This is a genomic window from Pantoea sp. Ap-967, assembly GCF_011752565.1.
Classification (GTDB): Bacteria; Pseudomonadota; Gammaproteobacteria; order Pseudomonadales; family Pseudomonadaceae; genus Aquipseudomonas.
The window spans coordinates 58140-78117 of sequence record NZ_VWXK01000006.1; the positions used below are offsets into that span (position 1 = coordinate 58140).

A 19978-nucleotide genomic window follows, 5' to 3' on the forward strand; every position below is an offset into this window, starting at 1 on the left:
AAAGGCCCCTGTAGGAGCGGGCTTGCCCCGCGAAGCAGGCGCCGCGCTGCATGGCACCGGCTTCGCCGGTGTTCGCGGGGCAAGCCCGCTCCTACAAGGATCGTGGGAGGTTGGGGTCATGGGCGCTCCAGGAACAGGGTGTACTGGCCCAGGGGCAGGCGCTGGTCGCGGTCGGCGAACAGCAGCAGCTCGCCGCGGCGCAGGTCGCGCACGCCGGTACGGCGCAACTGCAGTTGCCAGTGGCAGGCCTGGCCGCCTTGGTCGAGCACGCCATCGGCCTGATTGCCAGGCGGCCAGAACTGCTCCACGCTGAAGCGCGCCTGCAGCTCGCGCGCACACAGCACACCCAGGCGATGCTGCTGCAGGTTGTGCTGCACGGCCAGGCGCTGGCGCAACACCTGGCTGGTAATGACGGCCAGTACGGCGGCAATCGCCAAGGCCACCGTCACCTCCAGCAGGGTGAAGCCTCGCTGGCGGTTCATGGCGTGCTCGCCACGCGCAAGCGGCCATCGCGTTCCCAATCCCAACGCTGGCTGCCCTCGGCCCAGCGCCAGCGCACAGTGCCAGGCTGCGCCCACCCCTGCGGGGTGAACAGCAGGCGCGGCCGGGTGCTGGCCGGCCAGTCCGGGCGCAGGCCTTTGGGCCACTCACCCAGGGCGACCGTTTCGACCACCCAGCCATCGCCCTCACGGCGCACGAATTCCGGCCGCAGGCCGTTCCAGCGCAACCCACGCAACTGCCCGGCATGCCGCGCCAACGCCGCCTGGGCACGGGTTTCCACCGCCAGGCGCTGCAGCGCCTGGTCGACGCGGGCCGCGCCGCTGTCGACCCAGGCCACCGCCAACCCGGTCATGAGCCCGGCAATGGCCAGCACCACCAGCAGTTCGAGCAGGCTGAAGCCCGCCTGGCTGCGCACCGGTCACAGCGCCCAGTTGCCCAGGTCGGCATCCTGACCCTCGCCCCCCGGCACGCCGTCGGCGCCGAGCGAGTACACATCCACCCGGCCATGCTCGCCGGGCATGCGGTACTGGTACGGCGTGCCCCACGGGTCTTGCGGCAGGCGGCGCACGTAGCCATCGCTGCGCCAGGCGCGAGGCAGCGGCGCCTGGGTCGGCTTGCTCACCAGCGCGGCCAGGCCCTGCTCGTTGCTGGGGAAGCGCAGGTTGTCCAGGCGATACATGTCCAGGGCCTGCTCAAGGGTGGCAAGGTCGGCCATGACCTTCTGCTTCATGGCCTTGTCCTGGTTGCCCAGCACGCTGGGGGCGACCACGGCGATCAACAGGCCGATGATGAAGATCACCACCATGATTTCCATGAGGGTGAAGCCGCGCTGGCGGTTGCGTCGATGCTGCATGGGAATACTCCTTGTCATCTACAGTTGCAGGCCCTGGTTGAGTTGCATGATCGGCAGCAGCACCGCCAGCACGATGAACAGCACCACGGCGCCCATCACCAGGATCATCAGGGGTTCGAACAGGGCCATCGCGGTGTCCACCTGGCGGGCGAAGCCACGCTCCTGGTCGTCGGCGACCCGTTCGAGCATGTCGGCCAGGGTGCCGCTGGCCTCGCCGCTGCCGACCATGTTCACCAGCAACGGCGGGAACTGCTGGCTGGCGTCCAGCGCACGGTGCAGGCTGGTGCCGCCCTGCACCTGCAGGCGCACTTGCTCCATGGCCTGGCGGATGCGCCGGTTGCCAACGGTTTCGGTGGCCACCTGCAGGGCTTCGAGCAGGGCCACCCCGCTGCCGCTGAGAATCGCCAGGCTGCGCGCCAGGCGTGCGCTTTCCAGCACCTGCAGCAAGCTGCCGATGCGCGGCAGGCGCAGCAGCAGGCGGTCGCGGCGCAGGCACCAATGCGGTTTGCGCAACAGCCAGGTGCCGCCCACGCAGGCGACCAGCGCCAGCCCCAGCAGCCAGGGGCCGGCCTGTACCAAACCCTGGCTCAGGCCGATCAATACCGAAGTGATGAACGGCAGGCTCTGCCCGGCATGGGCGAATTGCTCGGTGAGCTTGGGCACGACGAAGGTCATCAGGCCCACCACCACCGCCAGCGACACGCCCATCAGCACGCTGGGGTAGATCAGCGCGGTACGTGCCTTGTGCTGCTGGCGCTGCACCTGCTCCAGGTGGTCGGCCAGGCGGGTCAGCACCTGGGCCAGGCGCCCGGAGCGCTCGCCGGCTTCCACCAGCGCGCAGTACAGGCCGGTGAACGGCGCGCCCTGGCGGGCCAGGCTGCGGGCCAGGCCAAGGCCTTCGGCAAGCGAGCCACGCAGGGCCACCAGCACCCCGTGCAGGGCCGGCTCGCGCAACTGCCGTTCAAGGGTGGCCAGGGCGTCGACCAACGGGATGCCGGCGCCGGTCAAGGTCGCCAGTTGCCGGGTCAGTTCGCACAGCTGGGCACGGCTCAGGCGCTGGCGCCGTGGCGTGCGGCCGCCGGCCTCGTGGCGCTGCAGCTGGCGCGGGAACAGGCCCTGCTCGCGCAACAGCTGCCGGGCATGGCGCTCGCTGTCGGCTTGCAGGCTGGCCTTGTGGGTTTTGCCGGCGAGGTCGACGGCCTGGTAACGAAAGGTCGGCATCGGTCAGCCCTGCACCACCCGCAGCACTTCGGCCAGGCTGGTTTCGCCGCGGGCCAGGCAATCGCTGGCCATCGCCACCAGGCTCTGGCGGCGCCCGGCCAGGTAATCCTGCATCGCCAGTTCGCTGGCACCGTCGTAGAGCAAGCCAACCAGGCCTGCGTCCAGTTCAATGAATTCATACAGCCCTAGGCGCCCAACATAGCCACTGCCCTGGCAATGCTCGCACCCCACCGCGTGGTAGCTGCTGGCAAGCGCTGCCAACTCCGGCCACAGCGCCCGCTCGGCCGGCTGCAGTGGCTGGGCCTGTGCGCAGCTGCACAGCCGGCGCACCAGGCGCTGGGCCAGCACGCCGCGCAGGCACGAGGCAATCAGGAACGGCTCGATGCCCATGTCGCGCAGGCGCGTGACCGCCCCCACCGCACTGTTGGTGTGCAAAGTCGACAGCACCAGGTGGCCGGTGAGGCTGGCCTGCACGGCGATCTGCGCGGTTTCCTGGTCGCGGATCTCACCGAGCATGATCACGTCCGGGTCCTGGCGCAGGATGGCGCGCAGGCCGCTGGCGAAGGTCAGCCCGGCACGTGGGTTGATGGCGGTCTGGCCGATGCCGGCGATGGCGTATTCGACCGGGTCTTCGACGGTGAGGATATTGCGGCTGCCGTCATTGAGGCTGTTGAGGCTGGCGTACAGCGTGGTGGTCTTGCCCGAGCCGGTGGGGCCGGTGGACAGCACGATACCGTTGGGCCGTGCCAGGCAACTGCGCAGGCCGCTTAAAGCGGCGGCCGGCATGCCCAGGTTGGCCAGCGCCAGCAGGCTGGCCTGTTTGTCGAGCACGCGCATCACCACCCGTTCGCCATGAATGCCGGGCAGGGTCGAGACGCGCACGTCCACCTCTCGCCCCGCCGCACGCAGGGTGATGCGCCCGTCCTGTGGCTGGCGTTTCTCGGCGATGTCCAGGCGCGCCATAACCTTGATGCGCGACACCAGCATCGCCGACAGCGCCCGTGGCGGGCGCAGCACTTCGCGCAGGTGGCCGTCGACGCGCAGGCGCACCACCAGGCTCTGCTCGAAGGTTTCAATATGGATATCCGAGGCGCGCAGGCGCAGGGCCTGGCCGAACAGGCCGTTGATCAGGCGGATCACCGGGGCTTCGTCGTCGCTTTCCAGCAGGTCTTCGATGCGCGGCATTTCGCTCATCAGGCTGTCCAGGTCGACCTGCTCGCCAATGCCTTCGATCAGGGCTTCGGTGGTGCCGGCGCCGGCCTGGTAAAGCTGGCCAAGGCGCTCGTCGAACGTGCTGGGCTCCAGGTATTCAAGGCTCGCCGGGCAACCGTGCACGCGCAGCACTTCTTGCAGCTGGGCGCTGTCGGCATCGCGCCGCAGCCACAGCTGCCAGCCCTGCCCGGCCGGCGCCATGGCCAGGCCAGCCTGGCGCGCCAGGCGGTAGGGCAGCATCACCAGTTGCCGCCTTCAAGGCGGGCGCGGCTGGACGGAAATGCCTGCAGCAGGGATGAATCCTCTGCCAGCGCCGGTAGCTTCAGTGGCGTGGTCTGCTGCAGGGTGCGGTACTTGTCTTCGCTCAAACCGGCCAGGCTCGGCCCGTCGCGCAGGATGCGCGGGCGAATGAATACCATCAGGTTCTGCTTGGTGTTCTTGCTGGCGTCGGAGCGGAACAGCCGGCCCAGCCCGGGAATGTCGCCGAGCAAGGGCACGCGCTGGTCGCTGGTGCTCAGTTCGTCACTGATCAGCCCGCCGAGAATCACCAGGCCGTTGTCCTCGACCATGACCTTGGTCTTGATCTCGCGCTTGTTGGTGATCACATCGCTGGCGGCGCTGGAGTCGGCGATCGACGAGACTTCCTGCACGATGTCCAGGCGCACGCTGTTGTCGATGTTGATCTGTGGCTTGATGCGCAGCTTTACCCCAACTTCCTTGCGCTCGATGGTCTGGTAGGGGTTGGCGTTGTTCTGGGTGACGGAGCCGGTCACGAACGGCACTTCCTGGCCCACCAGGATCGACGCCTCGGCGTTGTCCAGGGTCAGCAGGGTGGGCGTGGACAACAGGTTGAAGCCGCTCTTGCCCTTGAGCGCATTGACCAGCATGGCGAAATTGAAGCCGCCGCCGAAATGGCCAATGCCAGCGGTGGCGCCGGTGGTGGCCGAGAGCAGGTTGCCAAGGGCCTGGTTGTCACCGCTGGCAGCAGCGCCGGCGATATTGGCGATGTTCACCCCGTTGCTGCCGAAGTTGACGATGCCGGCGCCGAACTTTTCATCGGCGAACAGCCACTGCACGCCCAGCTCCTGGGCGCGGCTGTCGGACACCTCGGCGATGATCGCTTCCACCACCACCTGAGCACGGCGGATATCCAGCTGCTCGACGATCGAGCGGTAGGCGGCCAGCTCGCTGTCGGGGCCAACCATGACCACGGCGTTGGTGCCCTCCTCGTACTCAAGGCGAATGCCCGAGTCGGTGGCGGTGGCCATCACCGGCTTGTCCTTGCCCTCGCCTTCGCCGCTGCCTTGGCTGGGCGCGGCGCCTTCCTGGCTGAGGCCGCGCAGCACCTTCACCACCTCGCCAGCATTGGCATGGCGCAGGTACATCACTTGGGTATTGGTGCTGTGCAGGTTGTCACTGGGGCGGTCGAGCTGGGCCAACAGTGCCCTGACCCGGTCGGTACTGCCACGCACCAGCAAGGCGTTGCGGCGCGGGTCGGCCACCACCTGGGTGGCGTCGGCGCCCTGTTCGCGCGCCAGCAAGCGGGTCAGCAGTTGCGCGGTGTCGGCGGCGCTGGCGTGGCGCAACGGCATGACCTGCAGCGGTTCGTCGCTGACCTGGTCGAGCTGGCGCAGCAGGCTGTCGATGCGTTCGAGGTTGCTGCGCCAGTCGGTGACCACCAGCAGGTTGGCGGCCGGGTACGGCGTGATCACGCCAACGCGCGGGTCGATCAGCGGCTTGAGAATGCCCAGCATCTGTTCGCTGGCAGCATTGCGCACGTTGAACACCCGCGTAGCCACGCCATCGCTGCCCTCGCCCTTCTTGCCGGCGGGCTCGACCGGCACCGGCTCCAGGCGCGCGGCCTGGTCGGGCACGATCTTCACGCTGCCGTTGGGCAGGTCGACGGCGGCATAGCCTTGGGCGCGCAGCTGGGCCAGGAAGATGTCGTAGATGGCATCGGCGTCATGGCGGTCGACCGTGCGCACGGTAACCTTGCCCTTGACCCGCGGGTCGACGATGAAGGTGGTGCCGGTGATACGCGACACGCTGTCGATGAACTCGCCCAGTTCAGTGTCGACGAAGTTCACCTCGTACAGCGGCGTGCCATCGTCACCGAAGGTTTCCGGCTCCTCGGCCCAGGCGAGCGACAGGGCCAGGCTCAGGGCAGCGGCCACACAGTAGCGGACAGGCATCGTTCATCCTTGGCGCTTGAAGCCGGTCACGGCGGGGCGTGGCGGCCAGGGCAGGCGCTCGCGCCGCCCCTGGTTGTCGAAAATCAGGCCATCGGCGTCGATGTCCTGCAGCACGATCCCCGGCGCCAGGCGCTGGCCACGGCCGAGGGTGCGGACCTGCTGCCCATAACGCAGCACCACGATGCTGGCCGACAGCGGCTGCGCCTTGAGCCCGCCCAGGTACTGCAGCGGCAGGCGCGTGAGGCGGATGGCGCCGTCATCGGCCGCTGGCTGCCAATGGCCGACCAGCAGGCCCGGCAGCGGCGTGCTCGGCGGCTGGGTGGGCAGCAGGGGTTGCGGCTGGCGGCCCAGTTGCAGCACGCATTGGGCCGCCAGCCAGCCGGCCAGGGTGAGCAAGCCGCCGGTGACGGCGCGGGCACCGAGGTTCATGCCGTCACCTGGCGGGGATGCCAGCCAGGGTGGCCCTGTACGTATTGCACCTGCGGCAGCTGCAAGGCCGCCAGTTGCCAACCCGGGCGCTGGCGCGCCAGCCAGCCCTCGACCCGCTGCCACAGCGGCTCGCCGGCCTGGGCATCGAACTGCAGGCCGAAGGTGCGGCACAGCCCCTGCACCGGCTCCAACCCGGCCACGCGCTTGCCCTGGGGGCTGTAGCTGACGCGCCAGGCATGGCCCTGCCAGCGCGGCAGGTCCTGGCTGTTGTCCAGCAGCAGCGGGTCGCCGAACAACTGCTCGGCGGCGTTTTCCAACACCTGCTCGACCTGCCGCGCCGGCGCCTCGACCACCGGCGCCGAGTAGCCGCCGGTCAGGCTGATCAGGTGCTCACGGGTAATGGCCTCGCCCGCGGCCAGGGGGTAGTCGTAGCGCAGGCCCGGCAGCAGCACCGGCATGCTGCTGTCATCGGCCAAGGCCTGGTGCAGCAGGCGGTCCCAGCTACCGCCACGGGTATCGCGGCGCCACAGGCTTTCAGGTGCGCGGGCCAGCGGCTGATCGAGCCAGGCCGCGTGGCCGGCGCGTTGCTGGCGCAGCTCACCCTGCAGTTGGTTGGCGCGCAGTTGCGCGGCGGGGCCAAGTTGCTGGGCAAAGGCTGGGAAGAAGCGCCCCTCGAACTGCCATTGCCCGGCCACTTGCTGACAGCGCAGGCGCATGGCGCCACTGCCGCGGCAACCGGCGAACAGCACCGGCACACGCCGGCCGCTGGCTTGGGTCACCTGTACCGGCGCGGGCCACAGGTCCTGGCCGCGGGCACACAGCAGCACGTCGATTTCGCCCACCCGCTCGGCCAGCCACAGGCCCGGCCCGGTGCCGACATCGGCCAACGCCACCACCAGGTCCGCCTCGCGGCGAGCCTGTTCGAAGACCGGCTGCAATGCTTGGTACCACTGCTTGAGCGAGGCTTTCTGGTCCTGCGCATAGGGGTCGGTGACGCCAACCACGGCGATGCGCGCACCGCCGCGCTCGAACACTTTCAATGGCGCCAGGCCCAGGGCGTTGCGCTGGTCATCGGCCAGGCCGCCACCCAAGGTCACGGCGCTGGACTGGCGGTACAACGCGGCGCTGCGTGCGGGCCAGAGCACGCGCTCATCGCTGCTCACCCGCACCTCGCTGCCCAGCAGCTGGCTACCCTGCACACCGCTTTCACCCTGGGTCAGGTAGGCCAGGCCGCTGCCGTTCCAGCCTTGGCCGTTTTCCAGGGTCAGGCTGGCAGCACTACCGGCCTCGGCCCGCAGTTGTTCAAGCAAGGCGGCCAGTACCGCATAGCCGCCCAGGTGGGTGTCGCCCGCCTGGCTGGCGTCGAGCAAGGCCGCCAGTTGAGGGTGCGCAAGGCTGGCACTGGGGCCGGTCATCCAGGGTGCGCGCCCCAGGTGGCTGACCGGGCCCAGGCGGGTGGCGGGCACCACCGGCAGGCCAGGCAGGCGCGCATCGAGGGTATCGGCGACGTACAGCAGGTCGACGCGGGCGCTGCCACCGCCCTGGCCGGGCAATGCGGAGCAGGCGCCGAGCAGCGGCGCGAGTGCACCCACGCCCATCCAGCTGATCACTTCGCGCCTGTGCACTCTGCTTGCCATCGCCCCCGCCATCCTTATCCGCGTTCGTGTAGGGCCCCGGATGTTGCGGCGTAGGCATGACAGTTTAATGGCAGAAATCCGACAGCCATTCCGAATCGATCTGTGTGATCTTGTAATAAGAACTTACAGTTTTAAAAACCCATTAATATTTTTGCCAATGAATCATCACAGTCGCTCCCTAAAGTCGCGGTTTCCTCCCACTCAGCCACTATAAGGACACCTGATGAGTCGAGAATCCGGCGATAACCTGGACCGCAACACCAGCGGCAACCTGCCGATGGCCACTGTCATGGACGCCTACCTGAGCCGCCGCAGCGTGATGCGCGGCAGCCTGGGCGCCGCCATCGCGATGATCGCCGGTACCGGCCTGAGCGGCTGCTTCGACAGCGGCGGCGGCTCCGACGACGACCCGGTCACCGAGCCGCCGGTGACCACGCCACCTGTCACCGAACCGGAGCCGGAAACGCCGAAGATGGCCCTGGGCTTCCAGTCCATCCCTGGCTCGCGCACCGACGCCTGCGTCATCGCCGCCGGCTACAGCGCCTATGTGCTGGCGCCTTGGGGCACGCCGATCAACAGCAACGGCAACCCCTGGAAATCGGACGGCAGCAACACCTCCACCGACCAGGCCAACGCCATGGGCATGCACCATGACGGCATGCACTTCTTCCCCATCAACGGCAGCTCCGACGACGGCCTGCTGGCCATCAACTTCGAGTACATCGACACGGCCGCGCTGCACCCCAACGGCCCGACCAGCGACACCAGCGGCAACCGCCCGGCCGAGGAAGTGCGCAAGGAAATCAACGCCCACGGCGCCGGCGTGGTGCGCCTGCAGAAGGTCAATGGCCGCTGGCAGGTGATTGACAACGACCCGCTCAACCGCCGCTTCACCACCGCCTCGCGCATGGAACTGACAGGCCCCCTGCGTGGCACCGACCACGTCAAGACCAAGTACTCCAGCGCCGGCACCCATTGCCGTGGCACCAACAACAACTGCGGCAACGGCTACACCCCGTGGGGCACCTACCTGACCTGCGAGGAGAACTGGCCGGGCATCTTCGTCAACAAGGGCACCCGCCCCGAAGACCAGCGCCGCATCGGCGTGGGCACCTCCAGCGGCCAGTACAAGTGGGAAACCGCCGCCGGCGACAGCAGCGAGGTAAACGATGAGTTCGCCCGCTTCGACGTGACCATCAAGGGCGCCAGCGCCACCGACGACTACCGCAACGAGGCCAGCACCTACGGCTACATCGTCGAGATCGACCCGTACAACAGCAGCACCCTGGCCACCAAGCGCACGGCCCTGGGCCGCTTCCGCCACGAAGGCTGCTGCCCGGGCCTGCCGGTGGCCGGCAAGCCGCTGGTGTGGTACATGGGTGACGACTCCAACAACGAGTACCTGTACAAGTGGGTGTCCACTGCCGTGTGGGACGCCGCCGATGCCAACCCGGCCGACCGCCTGGCCACCGGTGCCAAGTACCTGGACCAGGGCAAACTCTATGTGGCGCGCTTCAACGCCGATGGCAGCGGGGTGTGGCTGTTGCTCGACGTCGCCAGTGCCACCACCGCCGGCAGCACCCTGGGTGCGCTGTACGGTGACTTGCCGGGCATCATCCTCAACACCCGCGGCGCCGCCGATGCGCTGGGCGCAACACCGATGGACCGCCCGGAGTGGACCGCGGTCAACCCGCTCAATGGCGATGTCTACCTGACCCTGACCAACAACAGCGCGCGCACCGCGGCCAAGGTCGATGCCGCCAACCCACGTGGGCCGAACCGCCATGGCCACATCATCCGCTGGCACGACAGCGACGACCAGTTGAGCTTCACCTGGGACATCTTCGTGTTTGGTGCCAACGCCGCCGGCACCGCCGACATCAACCGCTCGGGCCTGACCGAGCTGAACCAGTTCGCCAGCCCCGACGGCATGAGCTTCGATAGCCGTGGGGTGCTGTGGTTCGAAACCGACAACGGCGAAACCACGGTGACCGACTACACCAACGACCAGTTGCTGGCGGTGATTCCCACCGACCTGGTCGATGCCAGCGGCAAGCAGGTGCCGATCAATGCCCAGAACCAGGTGGACCTGCGCCGCTTCTTCGTCGGGCCGAACGGTTGCGAGGTGACGGGCATCACCTTTACCCCGGACAACAAGACCTTGTTCATCAACATCCAGCACCCGGACAACTGGCCCAACACCGACAAGGCCACCGATGCGACCCCTGCGGGCGCCACAGTACGGCCACGCTCGTCGACGGTGGTGATCCAGCGTAATGATGGCGGGGAGATCGGCACCGTCTGATCCCGGGCCGGGGGCCACAGGGTTGGCGCCGACCGGGTAGGAGCGAGCGCAGCTCGCGATGGGGCGCGCAGCGGCCCCAGTTTTTCAGCTTCGCGGCTCAAAATGCCAGGGCTGCTTTGCAGCCCATCGCGAGCTGCGCTCGCTCCTACCAGGCCCACCGTCAACAGGTGAAAACGCGATCTCCTGTGGCTTTACCAGATCATCGGCTCGCGGTACGGCCACGCTCGTCGACGGTGGTGATCCAGCGTAATGATGGCGGGGAGATCGGCACCGTCTGATCCCCGGCCGGGGGCCACAGGGTTGGCGCCGACCGGGTAGGAGCGAGCGCAGCTCGCGATGGGGCGCGCAGCGGCCCCAGTTTTTCAGCTTCGCGGCTCAAAATGCCAGGGCTGCTTTGCAGCCCATCGCGAGCTGCGCTCGCTCCTACCAGGCCCACCGTCAACAGGTGAAAACGCGATCTCCTGTGGCTTTACCAGATCATCGGCTCGCGGTACGGCCACGCTCGTCGACGGTGGTAATCCAGCGTAATGATGGCGGGGAGATCGGCACCGTCTGATCCCGGGCCGGGGGCCACAGGGTTGGCGCCGACCGGGTAGGAGCGAGCGCAGCTCGCGATGGGGCGCGCAGCGGCCCCAGTTTTTCAGCTTCGCGGCTCAAAATGCCAGGGCTGCTTTGCAGCCCATCGCGAGCTGCGCTCGCTCCTACCAGGCCCACCGTCAACAGGTGAAAACGCGATCTCCTGTGGGTTCACCAGATCATCGGCTCGCGGCTACGCACGCGCACCTGTTGCGCCGGCACCCGGGCGTGCCATTGCACCACCCCCAGTGCCTCTACCTCGTATTCGCTGCGCATCACCCTGCCCTGCTCCTCGAACGACAGCTGCAGCCGGTAGTACCCGCTGTTGAGCAGCAACCCCTCGCTCAAGCGCTCGAAGGTTTCATCGTCCACCGCGCCCAGTGCCTGGCGCAGCGCCGAGGCATCCTCGTACCCCGAGGCCGGGCGCCCAGTGATGATGCGGCTAAGCAACGAACGCGGGTAACGCCCCTCGTACAACGCATCGAGCAACGGCAAGTGCTCCACGCCCAGCGCATTGGCATTCAGGCGCCAACCCGTGGTTTGCGGCAGGGCGCACAACATCGGGTAACGCCGTTGGCGAGTAGCGTCGGGTTCAAGCAAAAGGTTCAGCTCGCTGGTGTCGAGCATCGGCTGGTTGGCCGCCAGCCGGGGAGGCTGCTGGCGCAGGTACTGGGCGCTCTCGGCGCCCTGCAGGCGGGCGTCGCTGTCGCTGTCGAGCCAGTCGGCCAAGGCATCGACCAGCTGCGCGGCGGCCATGTCATCGCCCAGCACCTGGCGCAACTGGCGCTCGGCGCGCTCACCCTCTGCCCCCAACAAGGCATTGACGTTGAAGCAGGTGTGCTGGTCGCGCACCCGCAACTGCGCGTGGCCAGTGCCAAAATCGTAGGCCAGCGGTTGCCCGCGCAGGGCTTGCCAGAACAGCGGGCTAAGGCGCCAGGCCGGGTCGCGCAGGGCCTGGCTGGCATAGGCCAGGCCCGCTTGCTCCATGGCCCGCACCTGCACCCGCTGGCGCAGCAACTGCACGTCATCGACCTGGCGCCGGCCATCCTCCACCAGCCAGGCCATGCCTGCCGCCAGCATGGCCAACACCACCATCACCATCAGCAGTGCCGCGCCCTGCTGTTGCTTGCCCGCCATCGTGCAACCGCCCTTTGCGCGAATCAAAACGCAAGTCTTCACCTGGGTTGTTGCAAGGACATTGCAGCGGGCTTGCAGTCATGTTGGCGTCATCCGCACAAGGCAGGATTGGCCTTCGTTTTCATGACCTTACAGGAGTAGTGGCAATGGGTGGCATCGGAATCTGGCAACTGGTGATCGTACTGCTGATCGTGTTCCTGCTGTTTGGCACCAAGCGCCTCAAAGGCCTGGGCAGCGACGTTGGCGAAGCGATCCAAGGCTTTCGCAAGTCCATGGGCGGCGATGAGGCGCCAGGCGCGCCCCACGTTCAGCAGCAGCCGCCCGTGACCCAGCAGGCCGCCCAGCAGCCGCAAGCGGATCGCCAGGGCTGATGTTCGAGATCGGCTTCAGCGAACTGCTGTTGGTGGGCGTCGTCGCGCTGCTGGTGCTCGGCCCGGAACGCCTGCCGGTGGCGGCGCGAACCCTGGGCCGCATACTCGGCCAGGCGCGCCGGGCCATGCAGGGCCTGCGCACGCAGATGGAGCGTGAAATCGACATGCCTGCGTTCGACAGCGCCCCACTGCAGCGCCTGGAGCAGGAAATCCGCCAGGGCATCAGCCTGAACGCGGAGCCGGCCAATGATGGAGCTACGGCCCCGACGCCCAAGGAAAACACCTTATGAAGCGTGCCATGGACCCAGCGGCCAGCATGCCGCTGACCGAGCACCTGCGCGACCTGCGCAAACGCCTGGTGCGCTGCCTGGCGCTGCTGGCGCTGGTGTTTGCCGGCCTGTTCCCGTTTGCCCAGGCCTTGTACACGCTGGTTTCCGAGCCGCTACGGCGGTTTTTGCCGGAAGGCGCCAGCATGATCGCCACCAGCGTCACCTCACCGTTCCTGACACCGTTCAAGCTCACCGCGATGTGCGCCGTGTTCGTTGCCATGCCGTTGTTGCTGCACCAGGCCTGGGGGTTTCTGGCGCCGGGCCTGTACCGCCGTGAACGGCGCATTGCCCTGCCGTTGCTGGTGTCGAGCATCCTGTTGTTCTATGCCGGCATGGCCTTCGCGTTCTTCCTGGTGTTCCCGATGATGTTCGGCTTCTTCGCCAGCGCGACCCCGGACGGCGTGGCGATGATGACCGACATCAGCCAGTACCTGGACTTCATCCTGGCGTTGTTCCTGGCATTCGGCCTGGCCTTCGAAATCCCGGTGGCAACGTTCATCGTGGTGTGGGTGGGCGTGGCCGATGTGCCAACGCTGCGGCGCAGCCGGCCTTACGTGATCGTTGGCTGCTTCGTGGTGGGGATGATCCTCACGCCGCCGGATGTGTTCTCGCAGACCATGCTGGCGGTGCCGATGTGGATGCTGTTCGAACTGGGGCTGGTGGCGTGCACCCTGGTGCGTGAGCCATCGCCTGGCAGCCGTGAAGTTGCAGGGCACTAGGGGCCTGTACCGGTAGCACTACCGCCTGCATTTCAGGCCACCGCTTGCACATGCTGGCCGTTCATTCGAATCAGGTAGTTACGATGAACGACCAGCATCCCGACCTTTCTTCATTCAACAGCACGTTCGCCCTCGATCACTTTGCCGAACTGGCATCCAGCATGGACGTGCAGATGTTCACGCACTTGTTCAGGCCGGTGTTTGGCAGCCGCCTGCCCCCTGCCTTGTTCATGCACCTGCACAAGGAGCTGATTGCCAAGGCCTTCAGCAACCCGCCGTGCCAGATCAGCCAGGACAGCGACCTGGCCTGCACGTACGACAGCCAAACGGGCCTGATACAGGTGCAGCACGATGCAGTCGCCCGTGCCATTGACGAGCCCGCCGCCACCGCCCCGCTCATGATCGCGTTGCTAGGTGCATTCGCGCTGCACGTGCAGCACCTATTGCTGCGAGGCTCCACCGCGCTTGGCCTGCCAGAGGTTGAGACGCCTGGGGCCGAAGCAGTCAAGGCTGACTTCGTGCGCACCCTGTTGTTCTACACCAAGCCGCTCACCTCTGGCGGCACGATCGCCACCGTTACCGAGGCAGGCACCGAACATCAATTGACGCTCAGCATCCCGGACAGCAGCCAGTACCGGGTAAACCGCTTTTCCGCGGGGCGCGGTGACAAAAACGCCCGTCACTCCTACGGCCACCAGTCCATCGAAGACGGCTTGGAAGCCGTAGGTTTTGACGAGGCGCAACGCCAAGCCATCTATTTTGGTAACTGGCTGCGTGATTACTCGCAGCTGATCGACCCCAAGATCGTTCAGCCACAGGAAAATGCCGGCGTCGACACCGCACAGATTCTTCAAGCCATCATTTCAGGCAATCTGCCAAGGGTTTCCCGGGAAAAGCTGACCGCCATCGTCGACCTGTTCGGCCTCAAGGCATTCCAGGCCTTGCAGCAAACGCCAGAAGGGCGTGAAAACTACCGGGTAACCCCGAAAATGCTGGGTGTCTACCGCGCCCACGAGCATATCGACAACCCCACCACGCTGGACCGGGAGGCATTCGACCCACGCAGCATCGACCCTGAATTCACCGCCCTGGTGTTGCCTGAACATGTCGCCAACAAGGTACTGCCCAAGCGCTCGATGAAGCGCTACATCCGCCGGCCGCTCGCCTATATGGTCAAGCAACTGGAGGCGGCCAAGAAGGAAGGCATGACAGCAACAGGCATGCGCCTGTTCGGTGAGGCCCTGCATGTGCTGGAAGACTATTTCGCCCATTCCAACTTCATCGAGCTCAGCTTGCGCAAGCTGGGGCACGGTGAAGTGCTGGTGTGGACGCCCCGTATCGAATCGAGGGCAGAAAGCCGCCATGACATTCCTGTCATCACGGGCATGTTCGGTGCGCTGGATATCGTCGGCAGCGTCAGCGACCCACTGGCCAACCTGCTGTATACAGACAACGACGCCCCACCTCCGAAGGCCGGTGAGCGCAGCGACTTCGACAATGTCATGCTGATCTTGCTCAAGGACGAGGACCCGTTTCTGGTCAAGGCGTATGAGCTGTACCTCAACGCACGCGATGGCATCAGGGGTAGCGCGGCGTATGAATGGCTACAGGGAGTGATACAGATCGCCGAAGTGCCAAGCAAAGCCGTCGACTATGCCAGCAACCTTATCAAGAAGCCCCTGCTGAAATGGGCTGGCGACCATATCGCGACCTTGCAACACCACCTGGGAGGCGACCCCAACCAGGACGCCAGCATCATGGCCACCCACTCACAGCTGGCCAAAGACCACGACACCCATCCGTTCCATGGCCTGGCTGTGCTGCTGGCGGCACTGGCCGTGCGGGATGTCGGACGCGCCATGTACCAGCACTGGACATCGACGGGAACGGAGGCAGGCGACCCACGGGAGGTAGCCGAACGCTTCATAGTCCACCCCAACGACGCTGAGTGGTTCGAGCAGACAGTCGACAAATGGGCCAGGGAGAACCCTGAAAAAGTCGAGCAGGGCAAATCGCTGGAAACGCTTCGGCAGTTGCAACGCGACGAGCTGGAGAGCGCGTTTAATGCGATCAAGAGCCGCCTGGACGAGGCCGTGAAGCATATCGAAGAAATCGAGGAGATAACCGATACCAGCTACTGGGACGTCGTCAATCTGCCCGATACCGGGCCTGCCCCCTGGAGCCGGTAGGCCGCCAGGTCAGTAATCGAGCAAACGCCAGACCTCATAGGCTGGCGTTTCATACGGATGGCTCTGGCGCAATGCGGCAACGACCTGGGCGACCAGGTCGTCAGCCACCACCAGCTCTATCTTCCACTCCTCCACCACCTCGACCTGGCCGGTTTGCCCAAGGAACGGCTGGCTGCCGTCCAGGGGGCGAAACTGGCCTTGGCCCAGGGTTTGCCAGGCGCAGTGGTCGTAGTCGCCGATGCGCCCGCCTCCGGCGGCGAACACGGCGGCCTTGACCACTTGCACATGGCTGGCCGGGACGAAGAAGGCGAGCTTGTGCACCGCCTTAGTTCACCCAGACGCGGGCGTTGCGGAACATACGCATCAGCGCGGCGTCTTCCTGCCACTCATCCGGGCGCCAGGAGTTCTGCACGGCGCGGAACATACGCTCAGGGTGCGGCATCATGATGGTCACGCGGCCGTCGCGGCTAGTGAGGCCGGTGATACCCCGCGGCGAGCCGTTCGGGTTGGCCGGGTAGGCTTCGGTGACCTTGCCGTGGTTGTCGACGTAGCGCAGGGCCACGCAACCGGACAGGTCGGCTTCGAGCAGTGCGTCTTCGCTGGCGAACTCGGCATGGCCTTCACCGTGGGCGATGGCGATTGGCATGCGCGAACCGGCCATGCCCTGCAGGAAGATCGAGTTGGACTTCTGCACCTCGACCATGGCCACGCGCGCCTCGAACTGCTCCGAACGGTTGCGCACGAAGTGCGGCCAGTATTCGGTGCCCGGAATCAGCTCGTGCAGGTTGGACATCATCTGGCAACCGTTGCACACGCCCAGGGCGAAGCTGTCGGTGCGCTCGAAGAAGGCCTGGAAGGCGTCGCGGGCGCGGCTGTTGAACAGCGCCGACTTGGCCCAGCCTTCACCGGCACCGAGCACGTCACCGTAGGAGAAGCCACCGCAGGCGACCAGGCCCTTGAAGGCTTCGAAGTCCATGCGGCCAGACAGGATGTCGCTCATGTGCACGTCGATGGCGGCAAAGCCTGCGCGGTCGAAGGCCGCCGCCATCTCCACCTGGCCGTTGACGCCCTGCTCGCGCAGGATCGCCACTTGCGGGCGCACGCCCTTCTTGATGTACGGCGCGGCGATGTCGTCGTTGACGTCGTAGCCAACCTTGACCGACAGGCCTGGGTTGTCTTCTTCGAGCAGCAGGTCGAATTCCTGGTCGGCGCAGTCGGCGTTGTCGCGCAGGCGCTGGATCTGGTAGCTGGTTTCGGCCCACTGGCGCTGCAGCATGCGACGGTCGTCGTCGAACAGCACTTCGCCGTTGAGGCTGATGGACACTTCGCCGTTGTTGATCGGCTTGCCGATCACCGCCACGCACTCTTCGCCCAGGCCAGCGGCGCTGAACTGTGCCAGTACGTCCGGGGTGGCATCCTGGCGAACCTGGATGACCGCGCCCAGCTCTTCGTTGAACAGAATGGCCGGCACGTCGCCCTTGCTGTCGGTCAGCGGGTCGAGGTGCAGGTCGAGGCCGCAGTGGCCGGCAAAGGCCATTTCCAGCACGGTGGTCAGCAGGCCGCCGTCGGAACGGTCGTGGTAGGCCAGCAGGTGGCCGTCGGCGTTCAGGCCCTGGATCACGGCGAAGAAGGCCTTGAGGTCTTCGGCGTCGTCGACGTCCGGTGCCTGGGCCGCGATCTTGCCGTAGGTCTGGGCCAGGATCGAGGCGCCCATGCGGTTCTTGCCGCGGCCCAGGTCGATCAGGATCAGGTCAGTCTCGCCCTTGTCCATGCGCAGTTGCGGGGTGAGGGTCTGGCGGATGTCGGTGACCGGGGCGAAGCCGGTGATGATCAGCGACATCGGCGAGGTGACGCTCTTCTCGACGCCCTCTTCGCTCCACTTGGTCTTCATCGACATGGAGTCTTTGCCGACCGGGATGGTGATGCCCAGCTCCGGGCACAGCTCCATGCCCACGGCCTTGACGGTATCGTACAGGCGCGCGTCTTCACCCGGGTGGCCGGCGGCGGACATCCAGTTGGCCGACAGTTTGATGTCGGACAGTTTTTCGATGCGCGAGGCGGCCAGGTTGGTGATGGTTTCGCCAATCGCCATGCGCCCGGACGCCGGGGCATCGAGCAGAGCCAGCGGGGTACGCTCGCCCATGGCCATGGCTTCACCGGTGTAGACGTCGAAGCTGGTGGCGGTGACGGCGCAGTCGGCCACCGGAACCTGCCACGGGCCGACCATCTGGTCGCGGGCGACCAGGCCGGTGATGGTGCGGTCACCGATGGTGATCAGGAAGCTCTTGCTGGCCACGGCCGGGTGGCTCAGCACGCGCTGCACGGCGGCGTCCAGGTCCAGCTGGCTTGGGTCGAAATCATCGCCCAGCTCGGCTTCGCGGGTAACCGAACGGTGCATGCGCGGCGGCTTGCCCAGCAGCACGTCGAGCGGCATGTCGACCGGGGTGTTGTCGAAGTGGCTGTCGGTAACGGTCAGGTGCTGCTCTTCGGTGGCCTCACCGACCACTGCGAACGGGCAACGCTCGCGTTCGCAAATCGCCTGGAAGCGCTCGAAGTCCTCGGCGCTGACGGCCAGCACGTAGCGTTCCTGCGATTCGTTGCTCCAGATTTCGTGCGGGGCCATGCCCGGCTCGTCGTTGGGCACGTTGCGCAGCTCGAAGCGGCCACCACGGCCGCCGTCGTTGACCAGTTCCGGGAAGGCGTTGGAAATGCCGCCGGCACCGACGTCGTGGATGAAGGCGATCGGGTTGGCGTCGCCCAGCTGCCAGCAGCGGTCGATGACTTCCTGGCAACGGCGTTCCATTTCAGGGTTTTCGCGCTGTACCGAGGCGAAGTCCAGGTCGGCCGAGCTGGCACCGGTGGCCACCGACGACGCGGCGCCGCCGCCCAGGCCAATGAGCATGGCCGGGCCGCCGAGCACGATCAGCTTGGCGCCAACGGTGATCTCGCCCTTCTGCACGTGGTCTTCACGGATGTTGCCCATGCCGCCAGCGAGCATGATCGGCTTGTGGTAGCCGCGCACTTCTTCACCGTGCGGGGTGTCGATGGCTTGCTCGAAGGTACGGAAGTAGCCGGTCAGGGCTGGGCGGCCGAATTCGTTGTTGAACGCAGCGCCGCCCAGTGGGCCTTCGATCATGATGTCGAGGGCATCGACGATGCGCTCAGGCTTGCCGTAGGCCTGCTCCCACGGCTGCTCGAAGCCCGGAATGCGCAGGTTGGACACGGTAAAGCCGGTCAGGCCGGCCTTGGGCTTGGCGCCACGGCCGGTCGCGCCTTCGTCGCGGATTTCGCCGCCGGAGCCGGTGGAGGCGCCGGAGAACGGGGCGATGGCGGTCGGGTGGTTGTGCGTCTCGACCTTCATCAGGATGTGCACCGGCTCCTGCACCGCGCCGTACTGGCGGGTTTCAGGGTTCGGGAAGAAGCGCCCGGCAACGTTGCCGACGATGACCGAGGCGTTGTCCTTGTAGGCCGACAGCACGCCTTCGTTGTGCATCTGGTAGGTGTTCTTGATCATGCCGAACAGGCTCTTTTCCTGAGCCTGGCCGTCGATGTCCCAACTGGCGTTGAAGATCTTGTGGCGGCAGTGCTCGGAGTTGGCCTGGGCGAACATCATCAGTTCGATGTCGTTCGGGTTGCGCTTGAGGCCCTGGAAGGCGTTGACCAGGTAGTCGATCTCGTCTTCGGCCAGGGCCAGGCCCAGGTCGAGGTTGGCCTGGGCCAGGGCGGCGCGGCCACCGGAGAGGATATCCACCGAGGTCATCGGCTTGGGCTGGGCGTGGCTGAACAGGTCCGACGCCTGCTCCAGCTGGGCCAGCACGCGCTGGGTCATGCGGTCGTGCAGTTCGGCGGCGATGAGTTGTGCATCGGCGTCGCTGAGGTTGCCGGCAACGTAGTAGGCGATGCCGCGCTCCAGGCGCTGGATCGACTGCAGGCCGCAGTTGTGGGCGATGTCGCTGGCCTTGCTGGCCCATGGCGAGATGGTGCCCAGGCGCGGCACGACCAGGAACAGGCGGCCGGTCGGCTCCTGTACCGGCACGCTCGGGCCGTATTTGAGCAGACGGCCCAGCACCTGCTGCTGGTCGGCGGTCAGCTCGCCGTCAACGTCGGCGAAGTGGGCGAATTCGGCATACAAACCAGTAACAGCGGGGACTTTCTGGCTCAGTTGCTCGAGTAATTTACCGTGGCGAAAGGCAGAAAGGGCAGGAGCGCCGCGCAGGATCAACATCGTCGGGACAGCCTCAGGAAGGGGTGTGCTTAGAGGCCGTGCATTCTAGCCTAATTCGATGGCTTGCGGCACCCGCTCTACG

16 protein-coding genes are annotated in these 19978 nt (G+C 66.4%); 5 read left to right on the forward strand and 11 right to left on the reverse strand.

From position 1 onward, the window contains the following. Positions 1-116: 116 nt before the first annotated feature. The 8 genes from F3J45_RS08500 to F3J45_RS08535 are packed head-to-tail and all read right to left on the reverse strand — an operon-like array spanning position 117 to position 8045. Positions 117-482: a type II secretion system protein GspI gene (locus tag F3J45_RS08500; protein WP_167060268.1), complete on the reverse strand. Its 366-nt coding sequence runs from the start codon at positions 480-482 to the stop codon at positions 117-119. Then, a complete protein-coding gene (gene gspH, locus F3J45_RS08505; protein ID WP_167060271.1) occupies positions 479-916 on the reverse strand; it encodes a type II secretion system minor pseudopilin GspH in 438 nt (145 codons plus the stop codon). The genes F3J45_RS08500 and gspH overlap by 4 nt, the downstream gene beginning before the upstream one ends. A gap of 3 nt (positions 917-919) precedes the next feature. Continuing rightward, positions 920-1354: a type II secretion system major pseudopilin GspG gene (gene gspG, locus F3J45_RS08510; RefSeq protein ID WP_167060274.1), complete on the reverse strand. Its 435-nt coding sequence runs from the start codon at positions 1352-1354 to the stop codon at positions 920-922. Between the two features lie 18 nt (positions 1355-1372). Next, on the reverse strand, positions 1373-2575 hold the full coding sequence (gene gspF, locus F3J45_RS08515) for a type II secretion system inner membrane protein GspF (protein ID WP_167060277.1): 1203 nt from the start codon (positions 2573-2575) through the stop codon (positions 1373-1375). Positions 2576-2578: 3 nt separating this feature from the next. Then, positions 2579-4027, reverse strand: a complete 1449-nt coding sequence (locus F3J45_RS08520) for a GspE/PulE family protein (protein ID WP_167060743.1) — start codon at positions 4025-4027, stop codon at positions 2579-2581. Continuing rightward, positions 4027-5979 carry a type II secretion system secretin GspD gene (gene gspD / locus F3J45_RS08525; RefSeq protein WP_167060280.1) on the reverse strand — a complete coding sequence of 651 codons (1953 nt, stop codon included), beginning with the start codon at positions 5977-5979 and terminating at the stop codon, positions 4027-4029. Before gspD ends, F3J45_RS08520 begins: the two co-directional genes overlap by 1 nt. Positions 5980-5982: 3 nt before the next feature. Then, positions 5983-6408: a general secretion pathway protein GspB gene (locus F3J45_RS08530; protein ID WP_167060283.1), complete on the reverse strand. Its 426-nt coding sequence runs from the start codon at positions 6406-6408 to the stop codon at positions 5983-5985. Next, on the reverse strand, positions 6405-8045 hold the full coding sequence (locus F3J45_RS08535; RefSeq protein WP_167060286.1) for a lipoprotein UxpA: 1641 nt from the start codon (positions 8043-8045) through the stop codon (positions 6405-6407). Before F3J45_RS08535 ends, F3J45_RS08530 begins: the two co-directional genes overlap by 4 nt. A gap of 223 nt (positions 8046-8268) precedes the next feature. Between F3J45_RS08535 and F3J45_RS08540 the strand changes: the two genes are divergently transcribed. Then, positions 8269-10350 (forward strand): PhoX family phosphatase, encoded by a 2082-nt coding sequence (locus F3J45_RS08540; protein WP_167060289.1) that lies wholly within the window; start codon positions 8269-8271, stop codon positions 10348-10350. 747 nt (positions 10351-11097) lie between these two features. Here F3J45_RS08540 and gspK read toward each other — a convergent pair. Then, on the reverse strand, positions 11098-12063 hold the full coding sequence (gspK, locus tag F3J45_RS08545; RefSeq protein WP_167060292.1) for a type II secretion system minor pseudopilin GspK: 966 nt from the start codon (positions 12061-12063) through the stop codon (positions 11098-11100). Positions 12064-12209: 146 nt separating this feature from the next. On the opposite strand from gspK, the gene tatA reads away from it, so the two are divergent. The 4 genes from tatA (at position 12210) to F3J45_RS08565 (ending at position 15671) form a co-directional block, all read left to right on the forward strand. Further along, positions 12210-12434, forward strand: a complete 225-nt coding sequence (tatA, locus tag F3J45_RS08550; protein WP_205300254.1) for a twin-arginine translocase TatA/TatE family subunit — start codon at positions 12210-12212, stop codon at positions 12432-12434. Further along, entirely contained in the window at positions 12434-12724 is a 291-nt protein-coding gene (gene tatB, locus F3J45_RS08555) for a Sec-independent protein translocase protein TatB (protein ID WP_167060295.1), read from the forward strand. The genes tatA and tatB overlap by 1 nt, the downstream gene beginning before the upstream one ends. Next, positions 12721-13482, forward strand: a complete 762-nt coding sequence (tatC, locus tag F3J45_RS08560; RefSeq protein ID WP_167060299.1) for a twin-arginine translocase subunit TatC — start codon at positions 12721-12723, stop codon at positions 13480-13482. Before tatB ends, tatC begins: the two co-directional genes overlap by 4 nt. A gap of 83 nt (positions 13483-13565) precedes the next feature. Beyond that, complete coding sequence (locus F3J45_RS08565; RefSeq protein ID WP_167060302.1) at positions 13566-15671, forward strand: HET-C-related protein; 2106 nt, start codon at positions 13566-13568, stop codon at positions 15669-15671. Between the two features lie 9 nt (positions 15672-15680). Here F3J45_RS08565 and F3J45_RS08570 read toward each other — a convergent pair whose 3' ends face one another. Both F3J45_RS08570 and purL read right to left on the reverse strand, forming a co-directional pair. Beyond that, the gene (locus F3J45_RS08570; RefSeq protein WP_167060305.1) at positions 15681-15992 is read right to left on the reverse strand and encodes a YqfO family protein; all 312 of its coding nucleotides are present in this window, start codon (positions 15990-15992) and stop codon (positions 15681-15683) included. A gap of 4 nt (positions 15993-15996) precedes the next feature. Continuing rightward, positions 15997-19896: a phosphoribosylformylglycinamidine synthase gene (gene purL, locus F3J45_RS08575; RefSeq protein WP_167060308.1), complete on the reverse strand. Its 3900-nt coding sequence runs from the start codon at positions 19894-19896 to the stop codon at positions 15997-15999. Positions 19897-19978 lie beyond the last annotated feature (82 nt).

Coding starts and splice junctions, on each gene's coding strand:
- purL (WP_167060308.1), bottom strand. CDS start 19,896: ATGTTGATCCTGCGCGGCGCTCCTGCCCTTTCTGCCTTTCGCCACGGT.
- F3J45_RS08530 (WP_167060283.1), bottom strand. CDS start 6,408: ATGAACCTCGGTGCCCGCGCCGTCACCGGCGGCTTGCTCACCCTGGCC.
- F3J45_RS08535 (WP_167060286.1), bottom strand. CDS start 8,045: ATGGCAAGCAGAGTGCACAGGCGCGAAGTGATCAGCTGGATGGGCGTG.
- F3J45_RS08500 (WP_167060268.1), bottom strand. CDS start 482: ATGAACCGCCAGCGAGGCTTCACCCTGCTGGAGGTGACGGTGGCCTTG.
- gspG (WP_167060274.1), bottom strand. CDS start 1,354: ATGCAGCATCGACGCAACCGCCAGCGCGGCTTCACCCTCATGGAAATC.
- tatC (WP_167060299.1), top strand. CDS start 12,721: ATGAAGCGTGCCATGGACCCAGCGGCCAGCATGCCGCTGACCGAGCAC.
- gspF (WP_167060277.1), bottom strand. CDS start 2,575: ATGCCGACCTTTCGTTACCAGGCCGTCGACCTCGCCGGCAAAACCCAC.
- gspK (WP_167060292.1), bottom strand. CDS start 12,063: ATGGCGGGCAAGCAACAGCAGGGCGCGGCACTGCTGATGGTGATGGTG.
- gspD (WP_167060280.1), bottom strand. CDS start 5,979: ATGCCTGTCCGCTACTGTGTGGCCGCTGCCCTGAGCCTGGCCCTGTCG.
- F3J45_RS08565 (WP_167060302.1), top strand. CDS start 13,566: ATGAACGACCAGCATCCCGACCTTTCTTCATTCAACAGCACGTTCGCC.
- F3J45_RS08520 (WP_167060743.1), bottom strand. CDS start 4,027: ATGCTGCCCTACCGCCTGGCGCGCCAGGCTGGCCTGGCCATGGCGCCG.
- F3J45_RS08540 (WP_167060289.1), top strand. CDS start 8,269: ATGAGTCGAGAATCCGGCGATAACCTGGACCGCAACACCAGCGGCAAC.
- tatA (WP_205300254.1), top strand. CDS start 12,210: ATGGGTGGCATCGGAATCTGGCAACTGGTGATCGTACTGCTGATCGTG.
- tatB (WP_167060295.1), top strand. CDS start 12,434: ATGTTCGAGATCGGCTTCAGCGAACTGCTGTTGGTGGGCGTCGTCGCG.